The following is a 17,620-nucleotide window of genomic DNA, read 5'->3' as shown; positions in this document are numbered from 1 at the left end:
AAGATTCTTTTTTTGCCTTAAGAAGTTGTTAAGGATTACCTTATTAAATGGATCTGAAACGACATGAAAGGGAAAAGTAATCATGAAAAAATTAGCTGCAATCGTTGCCGTTATGGCACTGTGTTCTACCCCGGTTCTGGCGGCTCAGCAGGGCGGTTTCTCCGGCCCGTCGGCAACGCAAACGCAAGGCGGCGGATTTGTCGGCCCGAACGGCAGCAGCACGACGGTAGAGAGCGCTAAATCGCTGCGTGACGATGCGTGGGTAACGCTGCGCGGGAATATCGTCGAGCGCATTTCCGACGACCTGTATGTGTTTAAAGATGCGACCGGTACTATCAATGTGGATATTGACCACAAGCGCTGGAACGGCCTGACCGTAACCCCGCAGGATACCGTTGAAATTCAGGGCGAAGTGGATAAAGACTGGAACTCTGTCGAAATCGACGTAAAACAGATTCGTAAAGTGAATCCGTAATCCCACATTGCGCAAGATCGGTCAGGATTCACAGCCGCCCGGTGGGCAGAATAGGCCACAAGGAGGCAGTGATGAATGACCTGATCAGCGCGGCTTATTCCGAACGTCTGCGGCGCGTTTGCGACCACATTGAGCGTCATCTGGATGAGCCTCTGTCGATTGAGGCGTTAAGCCGGATGGCGCACAGCTCGCCGTTTCATTTTCACCGGCAGTTTACCACCTGGAGCGGGCTTCCGCTCTATCGCTATATCCAGTGGTTGCGTTTGCGCCGCGCGTCATGGCGGCTGGCGTTTAACCCGCAGGATAAAGTTATCGATATCGCGCTGGATGCCGGGTTTCAGAATCCGGAGTCGTTCACACGTGCTTTCAAAACCGCGTTTGGTCAAAGCCCGCGCCGGTTTCGGCAATCGCCGGACTGGCTGGCCTGGCACCAACGCGTTCCTAAACTTGCGTTACAGGAGCAGCATGTCATGGACGTAAAAATCGTTGAATTTCCACCTACCCGCGTCGCGATGCTGACGCATCTGGGGCATCCGGATAAGGTCAACGCCAGCGCGGCGAAATTTATTGCATGGCGGCGCGAAACGGGCCAGTCGCCGATTGCCAGCAGTCAAACTTTTGGTATTGCCTGGCACGACCCGCAGACGACGCCGCCGGATCAATTCCGCTTTGATATCTGCGGCAGCGTCCACCAGCCGATAGCCGAAAATGACGTTGGCGTGGTGAATAGCGAGATTCCTGGCGGGCGCTGCGCGGTGGTACGCCATCAGGGATCGCTCGACAGCCTCCCGGAGAGCGTGTGGTATTTATTCCGCGAATGGCTACCGGCCAGCGGCGAGACGCTGCGCGATTTTCCGGTCTTCTTCCAGTACCTGAATTTCGTCTATGAGGTCGCGGAACATGAGCTGCTGACGGATATCTATCTGCCGCTTCGTTAACTTCCTTGCCACCTGTCTCACGGTTTGTGACTCAGACCGTGAGATAGGGTATTATCTGCGGCAATATTGCCGTCCGAACGGTCAGCATGCAGATTGAGGATCCCCTGTTAATGAGCGATATGGCAGAGCGCCTTGCGCTACATGAATTTACGGAAAACGCCTACTTAAACTACTCCATGTACGTGATCATGGATCGTGCGTTGCCGTTTATTGGCGACGGCCTGAAGCCGGTACAGCGCCGCATCGTCTATGCGATGTCAGAGCTGGGGCTGAACGCCAGCGCTAAATTTAAAAAATCCGCCCGTACCGTCGGTGACGTACTGGGTAAGTATCATCCGCACGGCGACAGCGCCTGCTATGAAGCCATGGTGCTGATGGCGCAGCCGTTCTCTTACCGTTACCCGCTGGTCGACGGGCAGGGGAACTGGGGCGCGCCGGATGATCCGAAGTCATTCGCGGCAATGCGTTATACCGAATCTCGCCTGTCCAAATACGCCGAGCTGCTGCTAAGCGAACTCGGTCAGGGGACGGCGGACTGGGTGCCAAACTTCGACGGCACGATGCAGGAACCGAAAATGTTACCGGCGCGTCTGCCGAACATCCTGCTGAACGGCACCACCGGTATAGCGGTGGGCATGGCAACAGATATCCCGCCGCACAACCTGCGCGAAGTGGCGAAAGCGGCGATTACGCTGATTGAGCAGCCGAAAACGACGCTGGATCAGTTGCTGGATATCGTCCAGGGGCCGGATTACCCGACCGAAGCGGAGATCATTACCCCACGTGCGGAAATTCGTAAAATTTACGAAAACGGGCGTGGCTCCGTGCGTATGCGCGCGGTATGGACCAAAGAAGACGGCGCCGTGGTAATTTCCGCGCTGCCGCATCAGGTGTCTGGCGCGAAAGTGCTGGAACAGATTGCTGCGCAGATGCGCAATAAAAAACTGCCGATGGTGGACGACCTGCGCGATGAATCGGATCACGAAAACCCGACGCGTTTAGTGATTGTCCCGCGCTCCAACCGTGTGGATATGGAGCAGGTGATGAACCATCTGTTCGCCACCACCGATCTGGAAAAAAGCTACCGTATTAACCTGAACATGATCGGTCTGGATGGTCGTCCGGCGGTGAAAAACCTGCTGGAGATCCTCACCGAGTGGCTGGCGTTCCGCCGCGACACGGTGCGTCGTCGTCTGAACTATCGTCTGGAGAAAGTGCTTAAGCGCCTGCATATCCTCGAAGGTTTGCTGGTGGCGTTTCTCAACATCGACGAAGTGATTGAGATTATCCGTAACGAGGATGAGCCGAAACCCGCGCTGATGTCGCGTTTCGGCATCAGCGAAACCCAGGCGGAAGCGATTCTCGAACTGAAACTGCGTCATCTCGCCAAACTGGAAGAGATGAAAATTCGCGGTGAGCAGGACGAGCTGGAAAAAGAGCGGGACCAGTTGCAGGGCATTCTCGCGTCCGAACGCAAAATGAATACCTTGCTGAAAAAAGAGCTACAGGCAGATTCCGATGCCTATGGCGACGATCGCCGTTCTCCGCTGCGTGAGCGCGAAGAAGCTAAAGCGATGAGCGAACACGATATGCTGCCGTCCGAACCGGTGACTATCGTGCTGTCGCAGATGGGCTGGGTGCGCAGCGCCAAAGGTCATGATATTGATGCGCCGGGGCTTAACTATAAAGCGGGCGACAGCTTTAAAGCCGCGGTGAAAGGTAAGAGCAATCAACCGGTGGTGTTTATTGATACAACCGGGCGCAGCTATGCTATTGATCCCATTACGCTTCCGTCGGCGCGCGGGCAGGGCGAACCGCTGACCGGCAAACTCACGCTGCCGCCGGGGGCGACCGTAGAGCATATGCTGATGGAAGGCGATGACCAGAAACTGTTGATGGCGTCGGATGCGGGCTACGGCTTCGTTTGTACGTTTAACGATCTGGTTGCCCGTAACCGTGCCGGTAAAGCGTTGATTACACTGCCGGAAAATGCGCACGTCATGCCGCCGCTGGTGATTGAAGACGAGCACGATATGCTGCTGGCGATTACCCAGGCCGGACGGATGTTGATGTTCCCGGTTGACTCTCTGCCGCAGCTGTCGAAAGGCAAAGGGAATAAGATCATTAATATCCCCTCTGCGGAAGCGGCGAAAGGCGATGATGGACTGGCGCACCTGTACGTGCTGCCGCCACAAAGCACTCTGACTATCCATGTCGGGAAGCGCAAAATCAAACTGCGCCCTGAAGAGTTACAAAAGGTGGTCGGCGAACGCGGACGCCGTGGCACATTAATGCGCGGCCTGCAGCGTATCGATCGCATTGAGATTGATTCACCGCATCGCGTAAGTCATGGCGACAGCGAAGAGTAAGACAGGGGCACCCGTAGGCCGGACAAGGCATTTAAGCCGCCATCCAGCGCTCTGCCGTTGCCGGATGACGACGCAGTAGCGTCTTATCCGGCCTACGGTTTCAGATCGGATTAACATTAAAATTTCCCGTAAAACCGTTGTTTATTCGTGCATTGCGATTAACAATACGTTTTTCCAGAGAGCCACACTTACCAAAATCCTAACCTGAATTTCAGGTGACGTAGAATGCCGGGCTCTTAGGCCTTCAGAGGTTGTTATGCTATATATTTTTCGTCTTATTGTTACCGTTATTTACTCCATTCTGGTCTGTGTTTTCGGTTCTATTTACTGCCTTTTCAGCCCACGTAACCCAAAACACGTGGCGACGTTTGGACATATGTTCGGTCGTCTGGCCCCGCTGTTTGGCCTGAAAGTGGAGTGCCGCAAACCCGCCGACGCGGAAAGCTATGGCAATGCTATCTATATCGCTAACCACCAGAATAATTATGATATGGTCACGGCGTCGAATATTGTGCAGCCGCCAACGGTGACGGTGGGGAAAAAAAGCCTGCTTTGGATCCCGTTTTTTGGGCAACTGTACTGGCTGACCGGTAATCTGTTGATTGACCGTAATAACCGCGCCAAAGCGCATAGCACCATTGCGGCAGTGGTTAACCATTTTAAAAAGCGCCGTATTTCTATCTGGATGTTCCCTGAAGGTACGCGTAGCCGGGGACGCGGTCTGCTGCCGTTTAAAACCGGCGCGTTTCATGCGGCTATCGCGGCTGGTGTGCCGATCATTCCTGTCTGCGTTTCCAACACCTCTAACAAAGTCAATCTAAACCGCCTGAACAACGGACTGGTTATTGTGGAAATGCTGCCGCCAGTCGACGTCAGCGAATATGGTAAAGATCAGGTTCGCGAGCTGGCGGCCCACTGCCGTGCGTTAATGGAGCAAAAAATCGCGGAACTTGATAAAGAGGTTGCGGAACGTGAAGCGACCGGTAAGGTTTAAGCAGCCTTACTCTGTTATTGTAGAAATCATTTTTTCAGGCACAACTCTTTAGCCTGTTTTACATGGAGCTTATATGTCATTCAGTCGGCGTCAGTTTCTTCAGGCATCGGGAATCGCACTATGTGCAGGCGCGATTCCCCTCAGGGCGAATGCTGCCGGTCAGCAACAGCCGTTGCCTGTTCCGCCGTTGCTGGAGTCCCGTCGCGGGCAGCCGTTGTTTATGACGCTACAGCGAGCGCACTGGTCCTTTACGCAAGGTACGCGCGCACCGGTCTGGGGAGTGAACGGTCGTTATCTGGGGCCGACAATCCGCGTCTGGAAAGGCGATGACGTTAAACTCATCTATAGCAACCGCCTGGCGGAAAATGTCTCCATGACGGTTGCTGGTCTACTGGTGCCGGGGCCGCTGATGGGGGGCCCGGCGCGTATGATGTCGCCGAACGCGGACTGGGCGCCGGTGTTGCCGATTCGTCAGAGCGCCGCGACGCTGTGGTATCACGCTAACACGCCTAACCGTACCGCGCAGCAGGTGTATAACGGCCTGGCCGGAATGTGGCTGGTCGAAGACGACATCAGTAAAACGCTGCCCATTCCGAACCATTACGGCGTGGATGATTTTCCCGTCATTATCCAGGATAAACGGCTGGATAACTTTGGGACGCCGGAGTACAGCGAACCGGGAAGCGGTGGTTTTGTTGGCGATACGCTGCTGGTGAACGGCGCGCAAAGCCCCTATGTCGAAGTGTCCCGCGGCTGGGTGCGGTTACGGTTGTTGAACGCCTCGAACTCGCGGCGCTATCAGCTTCAGATGAGCGATGGCCGGGCGCTGCATGTGATTTCAGGCGATCAGGGCTTTTTACCTGCGCCGGTTTCCGTCAAACAGTTGTCACTGGCGCCCGGCGAGCGACGTGAAATCCTGGTTGATATGACCAACGGCGACGAAGTCTCGATCACCTGCGGGGAGGCGGCCAGCATAGTCGATCGGATTCGCGGTTTCTTTGAGCCTTCCAGTATTCTGGTTTCTACCCTGGTGCTGACGTTACGACCAACCGGATTGCTGCCGCTGGTGACCGATAATCTGCCGATGCGTCTGTTGCCGACGGAGATCATGAGCGGCGCGCCTGTCCGCAGCCGGGACATCAGTCTTGGTGACGATCCGGGGATTAACGGCCAACTATGGGATGTGAATCGCATTGATATTACCGCCCAACAAGGCACCTGGGAGCGCTGGACGGTACGCGCCGATATGCCGCAGTCGTTCCATATTGAGGGCGTCTCTTTCCTGATTCGTAACGTCAACGGCGCTATGCCGTTCCCGGAAGATAGAGGCTGGAAAGATACCGTCTGGGTGGATGGGCAAGTCGAACTGCTGGTCTATTACGGTCAGCCGTCCTGGCCGCACTTCCCGTTCTATTTCAATAGCCAGACGCTGGAAATGGCCGACCGCGGCTCGATTGGACAAATGCTGGTGAATCCGGCGTCGTAAAGGCGGACCAGTGATATTCGATGAGAATCAGTGAGGAGGGATGGCGGCTGCTGACGTTCTGGATGTTTACTGCAGGCGGCTATCTTATTCTGTTCTTCATTGTTATTTGCCTGGCTTTTTTGTTCCAAACGCCTCGTCGCGTGTTGCTGTGGATTGCTTTGCCACAGATTACGCTGGTTCTTTTGCTACGGTTTGCTGCGGGTGATGAAACGCTTTTCTTCCCGATTGGCGCAGGGTGGATACTGGGGCTTAGTTTATTGCTGGCGCTACTGTTTAGCCACCGATTACGCCAACCACACCACCTTTGGGCCGGGTGCCATGCGGTCGTATTGCTGCTGTTGTTAGCGCACATAGGGGATATTCTCGAGAGGCATCATCGGCGCGATGCCTATCAGGCACAGCAGGTGGCGGAAGAAACGCTGTTACAAAAAATCGATACGACCGATGACCGCGCTTTTTTAAATCATTTGATGTCACAAGCAATGCAGTCGCAAAACGCAGGGGATTGGTGGACGAATAGGCGGATTGAGCATCTCGCAAAACGCATTTCCCCTTTTGATATTGCGGACGGAACTGAAAAAATTTGGTTGGTTTTGGCCATCGACCGGCTTAATCGCCCTGCCGTTGGGGCGTTTGCCTCCTGGTTTATTGGCGATTCTGTACAGGCAAAGCAATATCGGCATCAGCTCTTACAAAACAATCCATTATTGGACCTACTGAATCGTATTTTTAATGATAGTATGGCTGACGAACAAATTTTTCTGCAACAATAACTTTTGGCGCGAGATATTTGTACCAGTTTGATTAGCGTCGTGCCGGAATTATTGACGGACGAACTGTATGCGCAAGCCGTTGCCTTTGATAATAGCAACAAACCGAAACCTTTCTCATGGCAGTTTGAATTCGATGTGTTTTATCATCAGAAAAAATAACGGGCAATAATGAATTTTGGAAACGGATGGAGTTTGTTGTTGATGATAATATCCACCGTGCTGGGCAATATATACAATCATCGTATTGGCTATAGTTATTAGTGCGTTTAGCTTGCTGTGTTATCAGAAAATAGAAACGAGAGATTTGAATTCGGTAGTGAGCATGGAAAGTAAGGATGCTTTATGGTTGAATCATTTGCGTGGATGATGTGGGACTCAGTAATATTGATGAGCGCGTGGGGGATTTATGGCGTCGTATTATTGAGGTTAATTGTCGGCGCATTTGATTCTTTGCGCTATCGGCGGGTTTTCTTGCGTGTTGTTCTTCCGCAGGTGAGCGTTGTTTGTATATTGTGGGGAGGATTATTCTGGATCGATTCAAAAAATATTTATATCGTATATTTATTGATATTAGGATTGATGCCCTCGATAATAATTGCTATTTTTTCTAGTCGAGAGTCTCCATTTTTTATTCTGGGAACTATCGTGTCCCATACTATTTTTTTGTTCGTTTTCGTTTATGTGATGGACGGCCCGCGATTATGGCATCACATTGGTGAAGACTGGAATAACTATAAAATTACCCGACTGTTTGAGCGCGCGAAGGGGAATGTTCAGGTTTTGCAGGATGCCTCTTGTTATCAATTGGCAAGTGTTTTGACGCTGGCTGCAGAACACCGCGATACACCGGAAAATTTATTGCGTTATCTGGCTAAAATACGAGGTATTTCGCCATTTTTGACAGCGGCAGAATCTTGCCCTAAAGCGGCGATCCCGAATGCCGAATTTCTTTATACGCCATTTGTCACCGCTCTTCGCCAACATAACGTACCGATAGTACGCTTTTTTAGCCAGCAACTGGTGGGCGAGACATCTTCCGCCAGAGAGAATCGCAACATTGTCGCTCGTAAAGAAAATCCACTGCTGACGCTTTATAAATCTAACTATATATCACAGTATCGCGAGCAGTACAGACTAGAAATTAGTCATTTATTGCTGAATATTATGCCAGAACTGTTGAATGATGCTGTCTATATTTATCCCATTATCCAACGTAACACCGAGTTGGTTGCTTATTTTTGGCAGAAACATCCGCCCACTATTCCTCTGCGCAGGCTCGAAGCGATGGTGTTGTTAGCCAAAACGGAACCGCTAATAAGCGAGGTAACCCATAATCCAGAAATATTGATCACACCGCCGATTGAGAGGTGGGATCGTGAAAACCTGCTCACTTTCATACTGAGCAATGGCAATCTGGTAATGATTCAGTCGCTTATTGATGCAAACGTAGTGGACTGGAAACGAGCAATGGAAGACGGAAATAATGAGCCTCTGCATCAGGCCATATTGCGACTGCGTGGTGGAGCGTTAGAGAACGCATTGCTGATACAGATCATTAAGGCGATGCAAGCGCAGAAAGCGTTATCCAACGAGCAAATCGCCCACTATCTTCCCTGGACACCGACGTTTCCTGCCGCTTTTTTACAGGCTGGGCTTTCCTGTGAGCAATTGCGTGAGGTGTTGAATGCTTCAGTGGCGGGGGGCGAACAAGCACGAAACGATACGCGGCAACGGCTGAATGCGCTATGTCCAGTCGCGAAGTGACTAAAGGAATAGTAAATGGATTATATTAATCGATGGCTTGGCTCTGAACTGCTGATGTTTTGTATTCTACCGTGGGGGTATGCCGCTGCGGTGGCATTACTGCTGATCCTGATGTTTTCCAAAAAACGCAGCCGACAGATTTTGCTGTGGGTATTACTACCACAGTGGGCAGTCGTGGTATTGCTGTTACTCACGTTGCAGTACACCCAGTTGTTGAGCCAAACAGGCACGGTATGGATGTTGATGCTCCTGTTGCCGATTCTGAGTTGGGCGGGCTTGCTGCCCGCGCTGCTGCTGGGAACCTGGCTGCGCAAGCCGTGGCCCGCATGGCTGCTGTGCCATATTGTGTTCATTGGGGTGCTGTGCCCGGTGATGCCGGAGCTGTGGCGTGCTATTAGCCATCAATGGCAACAGCAAAATATTGCGCAGTTGCTCAGGCAGGTTCAGGCAGGCGACTTGGACCAGTTAGAGAGCATTCATGATAACAGTATGTTGGAACAGACACTGGTTCAGGCGGTAAAAGCGCCAGGCATATCAGAAAAAAACTTGCGCGCTCTGACTGCACGTGTGGCATCGCCTTTTAGTGTTTCGCGGGAAGATGGCTATTTCGTCAATGCGCCATTTTTTGCAGCTTTTGAGAGTGGCAATATCACTGCGGTGCGTATTTTTAGCGAGCAGCTCACGGGCGACTCTCAGCAGGCGCAGGCAAATCGCACCATCGTACGGCAGCAAAATCCGTTGGAATATCTCCCCACGCCCCATTTTAAGCCTGAGGGATTTCGCCAGACTTTTTTTGAGATGGCCGACGTTCTACTACGGGTCATGCCCGATCTCCTCACCGATGAAGCCTATTCGGGGGCGATACAGCTTCAGGATAAAGAGACTCTGGCCTTTTTCTGGCAGCGGCGTGAAGCGCAAAATCCGCTGTATCGCGCATATTATTTCTTGTTGCAGGGGCAAACTAAAGCGCTGCTTGCCCAGATAAAACTGACGCCGCAGGTGCTGGGACAATCAGTTTATCCGAATAAAAATCTGCTGGCGTCGCTGTTTAGTGATGCGGATGGCGAGACGCTGCGTGCGTTGGTGAAAGGGCAGATGCTGAACTGGCAGCACATCCCTCAGGATAAGTTGACGGACGGCTGGAATTTCCTGATTTCACGCACATTGCATACAGCCTCGAAAGAGGACGCGCTGCCGCCGGATATTCTGGCGGGGATACTGCAAAGTATGCAACAGCAACATACGGCGTTGCCGGAAGCCCTTATTGTAGCCAGCCTTGATTACCAGGATGAAATACATAGCCTGATGACTGCCTACCGGATGGCTTGGTTGGACTGTAACAAGCTTAACGCAATGATCGATAAGGTGTATCCACCAGAAGATACGCGGCGTACCAATGCGCGTATAAAATTAGCACAGCAGTGCGCCGATTTAGACTGATATGCCGTGCTCTGATAATTGAAATTACATTGATTGTTAATAGAAATACAGGGAGTGGTAAATAATGAAAAAATGTTTTTTATTTATATTTGTGTGCCTGTTTATCTTCTCAGCTAATGCGGAACTAAAATTCCGCCCTGAGTTCGAAAATAAAAAAATCTATTTTCAGGGCAAGGTCACAGACTACACACTAAATGACTTTACCTTTTTCGGTGACAGTCGCGAACCCTTTTATGGCAGCGAAAACGATGATTATACCGCCACTGCAGATGAGTGGCTCGGATTTTACGCTGAGTTGCCCGACGTTCGAAAATGGCAGCGCGTGGTTCCTGACGATTTTTCTACGATGTATGGCGCGCCGTGGTGTGACATCCAGTTTTTTGAACAAGAGAATGATCATTCGGTGATTACTGGAAGTGAACATATGCGCTGTATCGATTTTCTCGTGACGCCTAAAAGAAAAGGGCTCATTCCTATGGGGACAAAGGGAACGCTGATGGATTACGGCAGCTATCTTGCTTTCGCACCGCAGATAAAGCGCATCACGCTGGAAGGCCGATTTCCTGAAGCCTCGCGGACCTGGCTTCCTGTAAGAAGCGTGCAAACCAGGGCAACCTCGATAGCCGATCTTAAAATTATGCTTAATGAGATTTATGCTCGCCACGGTTATATTTTCAGACCGGGCGGTGAGATGGAACGGTACTTCCGACAGCAGCCGTGGTATCGCCCACGCTATGCGAACGTTGATTACCTCATTACCAAGACAGAACATCGTAATATCAAACTCCTCAAAGAGCTGCTTTCTCCTGAGTCACAGCGTAAAAAGGCGCTGTATATTCAGAACACAACCGATTTTTGTGAGGCGCTGAAAGCGAATAATATCAAATATGTCATGGACAATACGGCAGAATACCTTACGACTGGCGCAGATCAGCCAATCAATTTAGAAAAAGTATGGCAAAAATACAGAGACTTAATGATCAATGGCGGCGGAAACTGTCAACGCGATATCGAGAGCTATAAGCGCTACTCCTTTTTATACAGCGAACCTTTAGGTATTTATTACAATTCCACTTTTGAGTTTGATGAAAAGAAAGGGAAATATGTTCTCACTTATGTGAACTTTGATTCTTCCTGCAACAAAGAGGGTGACACGATTGAACTGGAAGGTATGATGGTCAAACGCGAGCACGTCATTGAAGATAACCAAGGCCAACACTCGGATAAAGATCTCGAATTAAAAACAATAAACCTTCAGTGTGTGGCAGGGGCCATGATGGACCAACCTGACTGGGATCGCTATGTCCAGCTCATTCTTCCTCCTGAAAAATACAATTATTATCAACGGTTTATAGGGAAGAGAATCACCCTGCGAGGGAAAGTCATGATTGCAGAATCCATGTATCATGTCACGCCGGTACTGTTGAATTTGCTCGAAGAACAAAATCCTATTATCAAAGTAGCAGATATGCCTGTTCGTCCATAAGTACGATAACCGGCGGGGCAGGCAATCGGCCCCGCTACAGAGTGCAGCCTCACCAATCAATTCGATTTATCTTCCATTCCGGCTTATAATCCCCGACCTTTGATTATTTTTTTGCCAATCGTTTTGGAAGCAATATGAGCGCTATCTCCCTGATCCAACCGGATCGCGACCTTTTCTCCTGGCCGCAGTACTGGGCCGCCTGCTTTGGGCCGGCGCCGTTTTTGCCGATGTCACGTGAAGAGATGGATCAACTTGGCTGGGATAGCTGCGACATTATTCTGGTAACCGGCGACGCTTACGTCGACCATCCGAGCTTCGGCATGGCGATTTGCGGCCGTATGCTGGAAGCGCAGGGCTTCCGTGTGGGGATCATCGCCCAACCTGACTGGAACAGCAAAGACGACTTTATGCGTCTGGGTAAACCGAACCTGTTCTTCGGCGTCACCGCCGGCAACATGGACTCGATGATCAACCGCTACACCGCCGACCGTAAGCTGCGCCATGACGACGCCTACACCCCGGATAACGTCGCGGGCAAGCGTCCGGACCGCGCCACGCTGGTCTATACCCAGCGTTGCAAAGAAGCGTGGAAAGATGTCCCGGTGATCCTTGGCGGCATTGAGGCCAGTCTGCGCCGTACCGCGCATTACGACTACTGGTCTGATACTGTACGTCGTTCAGTGTTAGTCGATTCCAAAGCTGACATGCTGATGTTTGGCAACGGCGAGCGTCCGCTGGTGGAAGTGGCGCACCGTCTGGCAATGGGCGAAACCATCGATCAGATTCGCGACGTGCGTAACACTGCGATTATGGTTAAAGAAGCTCTGCCTGGCTGGAGCGGCGTCGACTCCACTCGTCTGGACACGCCGGGTAAAATCGATCCAATTCCCCATCCCTATGGCGAGGATCTGCCGTGCGCGGATAACAAGCCGGTCGCGCCGAAAAAGCAGGAAGCTAAAGCGATTACCGTGCAGCCGCCGCGTCCGAAGCCGTGGGAAAAAACCTATATCCTGCTGCCATCCTTTGAAAAGGTGAAAGGCGACAAGGTGCTGTACGCCCATGCGTCGCGTATTCTGCATCACGAAACTAACCCTGGCTGCGCGCGGGCGCTGATGCAAAAACACGGCGACCGCTATGTCTGGATCAACCCACCCGCCATACCGCTCTCCACTGAAGAGATGGATAGCGTGTTTGCGCTGCCGTATCAGCGCGTGCCGCATCCGGCTTACGGCAATGCCCGTATTCCGGCCTATGAGATGATCCGCTTTTCGATCAATATCATGCGTGGCTGCTTTGGCGGCTGCTCTTTCTGCTCGATCACTGAACATGAAGGGCGCATCATTCAGAGCCGCTCGGAAGACTCTATCATCAACGAGATCGAAGCGATCCGCGACACGGTGCCGGGGTTTACCGGCGTGATCTCCGATCTGGGCGGTCCTACCGCGAACATGTATATGCTGCGCTGTAAGTCGCCGCGTGCGGAGCAGACCTGTCGTCGCCTGTCGTGCGTCTATCCGGATATCTGTCCGCATATGGATACTGACCATACGCCGACGATCAATCTTTATCGCCGCGCCCGTGAGCTGAAAGGCATTAAGAAAATCTTAATTGCCTCCGGCGTGCGCTACGACATCGCCGTAGAAGATCCTCGCTACATTAAAGAGCTGGCGAGCCATCATGTGGGCGGCTATCTGAAGATTGCCCCGGAGCATACTGAAGAAGGTCCGCTGTCGAAAATGATGAAGCCGGGTATGGGCAGCTACGATCGCTTTAAAGAGTTATTTGACCTTTACTCTAAACAGGCCGGAAAAGAGCAGTATCTGATCCCGTATTTTATCTCCGCACATCCGGGCACGCGGGACGAGGATATGGTGAATCTTGCGCTGTGGCTCAAGCGCCACCGCTTCCGTTTGGATCAGGTGCAGAACTTCTACCCGTCGCCGTTGGCGAATTCGACCACCATGTATTACACCGGCAAAAACCCGCTGGGTAAAATTGGTTATAAGAGTGAAGATGTGGTGGTGCCGAAGGGAGACAGGCAACGTCGCCTGCATAAGGCACTGCTGCGTTATCACGATCCGGCGAACTGGCCGCTGATTCGCCAGGCGCTGGAAGCGATGGGGAAAAAGCATTTGATTGGCGGTCGCCGTGAGTGTCTGGTGCCTGCGCCGACCATTGAAGAGATGCGCGAAGCGCGTCGCCAGAACCGCAACACGCGCTCGGCGTTGACCAAACATACGCCAGTGGAACATCAGCGGCAGGGGCTTGCCGCTAATAAGAAGCGCGGGAAAGGCGCGGGGCGTTAATTACCTTTGAATCTGTTGCTTCTGGAAGCTAATATTTCCGGAAGTAACAGATATCTAAATATATTGTGTCGGTCTTTAGTAATTGCTAAATTACGGGGGGCTTTATATTTTATTTCAATGTTATTGATTGTATAAATTAATTATATATTACCTTAATGATTAAGGCATGATGCTTTTATACAGCCCCAGAGGAGGGGATATCATGGGTATGATTATTATTCCCTGTTTTATCGTAATTGCTATAATAGCTGTTGTTATATTCATAATGGCTATTAAAGCATGTAGTATGGAAAAACGTGAAGACAGGCAAATGACTCTTGCAGGGATAATTTTAATGGGTGTTATTGCCGCTATTCCTGGATGGTTTTTGTACGAAATATTTAGCCACGCGCCGTAATATTTAACCTACCAGGGTTGATATATTAAAATAGATAAGAAGTATATAATCTAAGGTATAATGCCTGATGGCGCAGCGCTTATCAGGTCTATGAATAGCACAGTTTTGTAGGCCGGATAAGGTGCTTACACCGCCATCCGGCAGAAGTGCTCCGTATTTATGCCTCACGAATTCTGGCCGCCAGCGCGGCCAGTTTTTCATCATCCGCCCGTTCATGATCGTGTGACGACAGATATCCTTCATACTGTTCGAAAAATTTATTCTGCCGCGATTCAATCGGTTTCCAGTGGGTTAAATCGCCAGTACCGTGCATGGGGCTTAATTTACTGTGCACATGGTCTACGCCGAAACCTTCGAAGAACATTCCCGTACGACTGACATCCGGGAAAGCCTTATCCAGTTTCTTAGCCACTTTTTGGGTCGCCAGCATCAGGTCCGCTAACGCCTGCGGTGGTAGATCGAACGCGTAGCTGGGGTAATGTTTTTTCGGGATCACTACGGTAAACCCATCGGTATTCGGAAAAATCGACAAAAAAGCCAGGTGATGCTCATCTTCCCAAACTTTATGACAAGGTGCTTTACCTTCAACTATTTGACAGAAAATGCAGGTCATTCCATTTCTCCGTTAACCGAGGGCTTATCGATGCGTTAAGCGTTTAATACAACCCTAACACTTTCCACCATGCGAGGCCGACTGTCAAAAAGACCGCCTGATTAAAGAGACTGATAATAAATCCCGTTCGCCACCAGACGCCCGTTGGCACATAGCCGGCGCCAAATAGAATGGGGCCGCGTGCGTGGGTATACTGCGTAAGAGAGCAGTACAGGCTGCTGGTAAACGCCAGCATAAGCGCCATCGGCGCTGCCGGTATATTCAGATGCAGACCGACACCCAGAAATACCGCATACAGCGCGGCGATTTGCGCGTTGCCGCTGGCGAAAAAATAGTGGGTATAAAAATAGGCTGCGTTAAGCAGCAGCAGGATGATTATCCAACTGGTTCCATGCATCGTACTGCCGATGCTGTCGCCAATCAGGTTGCCAAACCAACTGGTGAATCCTAGTTTCTTCAACTGGTTAGCCATCATCAGCAGCGCGGCAAACCAAATCAACGTATCCCAGGCGCCTTTTTCGCTTTTAACGTCTTCCCAGGTGAGCACGCCGCTCAGTAATAAAATCGAGAGACCGACAAAAGAGGCCGTCGTGGCATCCACGCCGAGCGAGCTGCCAAAAATCCATAGCACCAGCAACACGCCGACGGTCGCCAGCATGAGCCACTCGCCGCGCGTCATACTGCCCATTTGCGCCAGCTCTTTGCGCGCCAGATCCGGCGCATCCGGCGTATGTTTAATTTCCGGACGGGTCAGCCAGTAGACCAGCAGCGGGACGACAAGAAAAGAGACCAGGCAAGGCAGGAGCGCGGCGATAAACCAGCTTCCCCAGCTCAACGTAACGCCGGCGTTCGCCGCCAGTTTTACCGCCAGCAGGTTACCCGTATAACCGGTCATAAACAGTGCGGCGGTGACGTCGTTAACATTGCCAATACAGGTGATCAGAAAGGTGCCGATTTTGCTGCGAGACTCATCTTCCGGATGTGAATCAAAGCTGCGCGCCAGCGAGTCGGCGATCGGGTAAATCACGCCGCCGCAGCGCGCGGTGTTACTGGGCATCGCGGGGGAGAGGATCAGATCGGCAAACGCCAGACCATAAGCCAGGCCCAGCGTTCGTTTACCTAACAGACGGATCATTTGTAGGGCGATACGCCGACCCAGCCCGGTTTTGATAAACCCACGGGCAATCATAAAGGCGACGACGATAAGCCAGATCAGCGAACTGTTCAGCTCGCTCAAGGCCGTGGTAATCGCGCCGCTGGCCGTTTTGTCGCCGGCAGCATAGGCGAGCGCAAAGACGGTGATGCCGATAATACCGACTGCGCCAATAGGCAGCACTTTCGCCACGATAGAGGCGATCGTCGCGACAAAAATAATCGCGGAATGCCAGGCCGGTGCGCTTAACCCGGAAGGGGGCGTTAGCTGCCACAGTCCGGCGGCGATAACCAGAATAAGAATAAATGGGAGCCATTTGACGCCCTGAGATTTTTTTTCCGCCACAATCACACATCCATAAATATTTTATATGTATTAAGTAAATTCATAATAAATATGAATAAATATTCACAAAATCAGAATAATTCTGCGCTTGTGTGTGGGGGAAATATACTGTTAAATGCGCGTAATTGTTTCTTAATGTTTCGGAATGCAAAAAAGCCCGACGACATCGTCGGGCATGGCGTGCGATAAATCCGGCTTAACCGCCGAACTGATCCGGATCGGGACCGAGGCGTTTTCCTTGATCCAGTTTTGCGATCTCGCCTAATTCATCTTTATCGAGACGGAAATCCCAGACAGCAAAGTTTTCCGCGATACGGGAAGGGGTGACGGATTTCGGAATGACGACCAGCCCGCAGTCCAGATGCCAGCGAATAACAATCTGGGCGGGCGTTTTGCCGTATTTATCCGCCAGTTCGCGAATCACTTTCTGATCGAATACGCCTTCGCCACCCTGCGCCAGCGGGCTCCAGGACTCGGTCTGGATTTTATGCGTCGCATTCCACGCATGTAGCTGGCGCTGTTGCATCAAGGGGTGAAGCTCGATCTGGTTGATCACAGGGGTAACGCCGGTTTCATCGATCAGACGCTGGAGGTGATGGATCTGAAAGTTACAGACCCCGATACTCTTTACCAGCCCCTCTTTTTGCAGCGCGATCATGCCCTTCCAGGCGTCGACATAGTGATCGATAGCCGGTACAGGCCAGTGCATCAGATAGAGATCGAGATAATCAAGCTGCAGTTTTTTCAGACTCTCCTGCAGGGCTTCGCGGGGACGTTTTTGATCGTCATTCCACAACTTGGTGGTGATAAACAGCTCTTCCCGCGCCACGCTCGCTGCTTTTAGCGCTTTGCCGACGCCTTCTTCATTCTGATATGCTGTGGCGGTATCAATCGATCGATAGCCCACCTCCAGCGCTTTATGAATCGCCGCGATCACCTCTTCATTGCTTGCTTTCCAGACTCCCAGCCCAAGTTGTGGCATTACGTTGCCATCCTGTAGCCTGATAATGGTTGGATTAGCCATGATGTGTTCCTCTTTTAATTGGCTCGCCGGAGTCGGGTCCGGCGAGACTAAGTGACT

General features: G+C 51.6%; 13 protein-coding genes and 1 pseudogene. 11 read left to right on the top strand and 3 right to left on the bottom strand.

What is annotated here, in order from left to right:
• Positions 1–82 precede the first annotated feature (82 nt).
• The 11 genes from NA624_RS10710 (at position 83) to NA624_RS10660 (ending at position 14,428) form a co-directional block, all read left to right on the top strand.
• Positions 83–475 carry a YgiW/YdeI family stress tolerance OB fold protein gene (locus NA624_RS10710; RefSeq protein WP_000731552.1) on the top strand — a complete coding sequence of 131 codons (393 nt, stop codon included), beginning with the start codon at positions 83–85 and terminating at the stop codon, positions 473–475.
• Between the two features lie 71 nt (positions 476–546).
• Positions 547–1,413 carry an AraC family transcriptional regulator gene (locus tag NA624_RS10705; RefSeq protein ID WP_000998792.1) on the top strand — a complete coding sequence of 289 codons (867 nt, stop codon included), beginning with the start codon at positions 547–549 and terminating at the stop codon, positions 1,411–1,413.
• A 110-nt stretch (positions 1,414–1,523) separates the two neighbouring features.
• On the top strand, positions 1,524–3,782 hold the full coding sequence (gene parC, locus NA624_RS10700) for a DNA topoisomerase IV subunit A (protein WP_001281853.1): 2,259 nt from the start codon (positions 1,524–1,526) through the stop codon (positions 3,780–3,782).
• A gap of 256 nt (positions 3,783–4,038) precedes the next feature.
• Complete coding sequence (gene plsC / locus NA624_RS10695) at positions 4,039–4,776, top strand: 1-acylglycerol-3-phosphate O-acyltransferase (RefSeq protein ID WP_000965733.1); 738 nt, start codon at positions 4,039–4,041, stop codon at positions 4,774–4,776.
• Between the two features lie 73 nt (positions 4,777–4,849).
• Positions 4,850–6,262: a cell division protein FtsP gene (gene ftsP / locus NA624_RS10690; RefSeq protein WP_000010658.1), complete on the top strand. Its 1,413-nt coding sequence runs from the start codon at positions 4,850–4,852 to the stop codon at positions 6,260–6,262.
• Positions 6,263–6,282: 20 nt separating this feature from the next.
• Positions 6,283–7,035, top strand: a complete 753-nt coding sequence (locus tag NA624_RS10685) for a hypothetical protein (protein WP_001222781.1) — start codon at positions 6,283–6,285, stop codon at positions 7,033–7,035.
• An 858-nt stretch (positions 7,036–7,893) separates the two neighbouring features.
• A complete protein-coding gene (locus NA624_RS10680) occupies positions 7,894–8,799 on the top strand; it encodes a hypothetical protein (RefSeq protein WP_308704419.1) in 906 nt (301 codons plus the stop codon).
• 15 nt (positions 8,800–8,814) lie between these two features.
• Positions 8,815–10,239, top strand: a complete 1,425-nt coding sequence (locus NA624_RS10675) for a hypothetical protein (protein ID WP_000384554.1) — start codon at positions 8,815–8,817, stop codon at positions 10,237–10,239.
• A 64-nt stretch (positions 10,240–10,303) separates the two neighbouring features.
• On the top strand, positions 10,304–11,725 hold the full coding sequence (locus tag NA624_RS10670; protein ID WP_000710527.1) for a DUF4459 domain-containing protein: 1,422 nt from the start codon (positions 10,304–10,306) through the stop codon (positions 11,723–11,725).
• 134 nt (positions 11,726–11,859) lie between these two features.
• Positions 11,860–14,031 (top strand): YgiQ family radical SAM protein, encoded by a 2,172-nt coding sequence (locus NA624_RS10665; protein WP_001274472.1) that lies wholly within the window; start codon positions 11,860–11,862, stop codon positions 14,029–14,031.
• 202 nt (positions 14,032–14,233) lie between these two features.
• Positions 14,234–14,428: a hypothetical protein gene (locus NA624_RS10660; RefSeq protein ID WP_000525384.1), complete on the top strand. Its 195-nt coding sequence runs from the start codon at positions 14,234–14,236 to the stop codon at positions 14,426–14,428.
• Between the two features lie 157 nt (positions 14,429–14,585).
• Here the strand turns inward: NA624_RS10660 and NA624_RS10655 are convergent, their stop codons facing one another.
• The 3 genes and pseudogenes from NA624_RS10655 to dkgA all read right to left on the bottom strand — a co-directional run bounded on the left by NA624_RS10655 (position 14,586) and on the right by dkgA (position 17,563).
• Positions 14,586–15,041, bottom strand: coding sequence for an HIT family protein (locus tag NA624_RS10655; protein WP_000128242.1), 456 nt, complete (start codon positions 15,039–15,041; stop codon positions 14,586–14,588).
• A 43-nt stretch (positions 15,042–15,084) separates the two neighbouring features.
• Positions 15,085–16,570: pseudogene (locus NA624_RS10650) on the bottom strand (DASS family sodium-coupled anion symporter).
• A 165-nt stretch (positions 16,571–16,735) separates the two neighbouring features.
• Entirely contained in the window at positions 16,736–17,563 is an 828-nt protein-coding gene (gene dkgA, locus NA624_RS10645) for a 2,5-didehydrogluconate reductase DkgA (protein ID WP_000013100.1), read from the bottom strand.
• Positions 17,564–17,620: the final 57 nt, after the last annotated feature.

It is taken from the genome of Salmonella sp. NW38 (genome assembly GCF_051807745.1).
GTDB classification, from domain to species: Bacteria; Pseudomonadota; Gammaproteobacteria; order Enterobacterales; family Enterobacteriaceae; genus Salmonella; species Salmonella enterica.
Note: the sequence above shows the minus strand (reverse complement) of the source record. Positions and strands in the feature narration are given on the sequence as shown.

Excerpts from the sequence above, each read along its gene's own strand:
- NA624_RS10710 (WP_000731552.1), top strand. The coding sequence starts at position 83 with ATGAAAAAATTAGCTGCAATCGTTGCCGTTATGGCACTGTGTTCTACC.
- NA624_RS10705 (WP_000998792.1), top strand. The coding sequence starts at position 547 with ATGAATGACCTGATCAGCGCGGCTTATTCCGAACGTCTGCGGCGCGTT.
- parC (WP_001281853.1), top strand. The coding sequence starts at position 1,524 with ATGAGCGATATGGCAGAGCGCCTTGCGCTACATGAATTTACGGAAAAC.
- plsC (WP_000965733.1), top strand. The coding sequence starts at position 4,039 with ATGCTATATATTTTTCGTCTTATTGTTACCGTTATTTACTCCATTCTG.
- ftsP (WP_000010658.1), top strand. The coding sequence starts at position 4,850 with ATGTCATTCAGTCGGCGTCAGTTTCTTCAGGCATCGGGAATCGCACTA.
- NA624_RS10685 (WP_001222781.1), top strand. The coding sequence starts at position 6,283 with ATGAGAATCAGTGAGGAGGGATGGCGGCTGCTGACGTTCTGGATGTTT.
- NA624_RS10675 (WP_000384554.1), top strand. The coding sequence starts at position 8,815 with ATGGATTATATTAATCGATGGCTTGGCTCTGAACTGCTGATGTTTTGT.
- NA624_RS10670 (WP_000710527.1), top strand. The coding sequence starts at position 10,304 with ATGAAAAAATGTTTTTTATTTATATTTGTGTGCCTGTTTATCTTCTCA.
- NA624_RS10665 (WP_001274472.1), top strand. The coding sequence starts at position 11,860 with ATGAGCGCTATCTCCCTGATCCAACCGGATCGCGACCTTTTCTCCTGG.
- NA624_RS10660 (WP_000525384.1), top strand. The coding sequence starts at position 14,234 with ATGGGTATGATTATTATTCCCTGTTTTATCGTAATTGCTATAATAGCT.
- NA624_RS10655 (WP_000128242.1), bottom strand. The coding sequence starts at position 15,041 with ATGACCTGCATTTTCTGTCAAATAGTTGAAGGTAAAGCACCTTGTCAT.
- dkgA (WP_000013100.1), bottom strand. The coding sequence starts at position 17,563 with ATGGCTAATCCAACCATTATCAGGCTACAGGATGGCAACGTAATGCCA.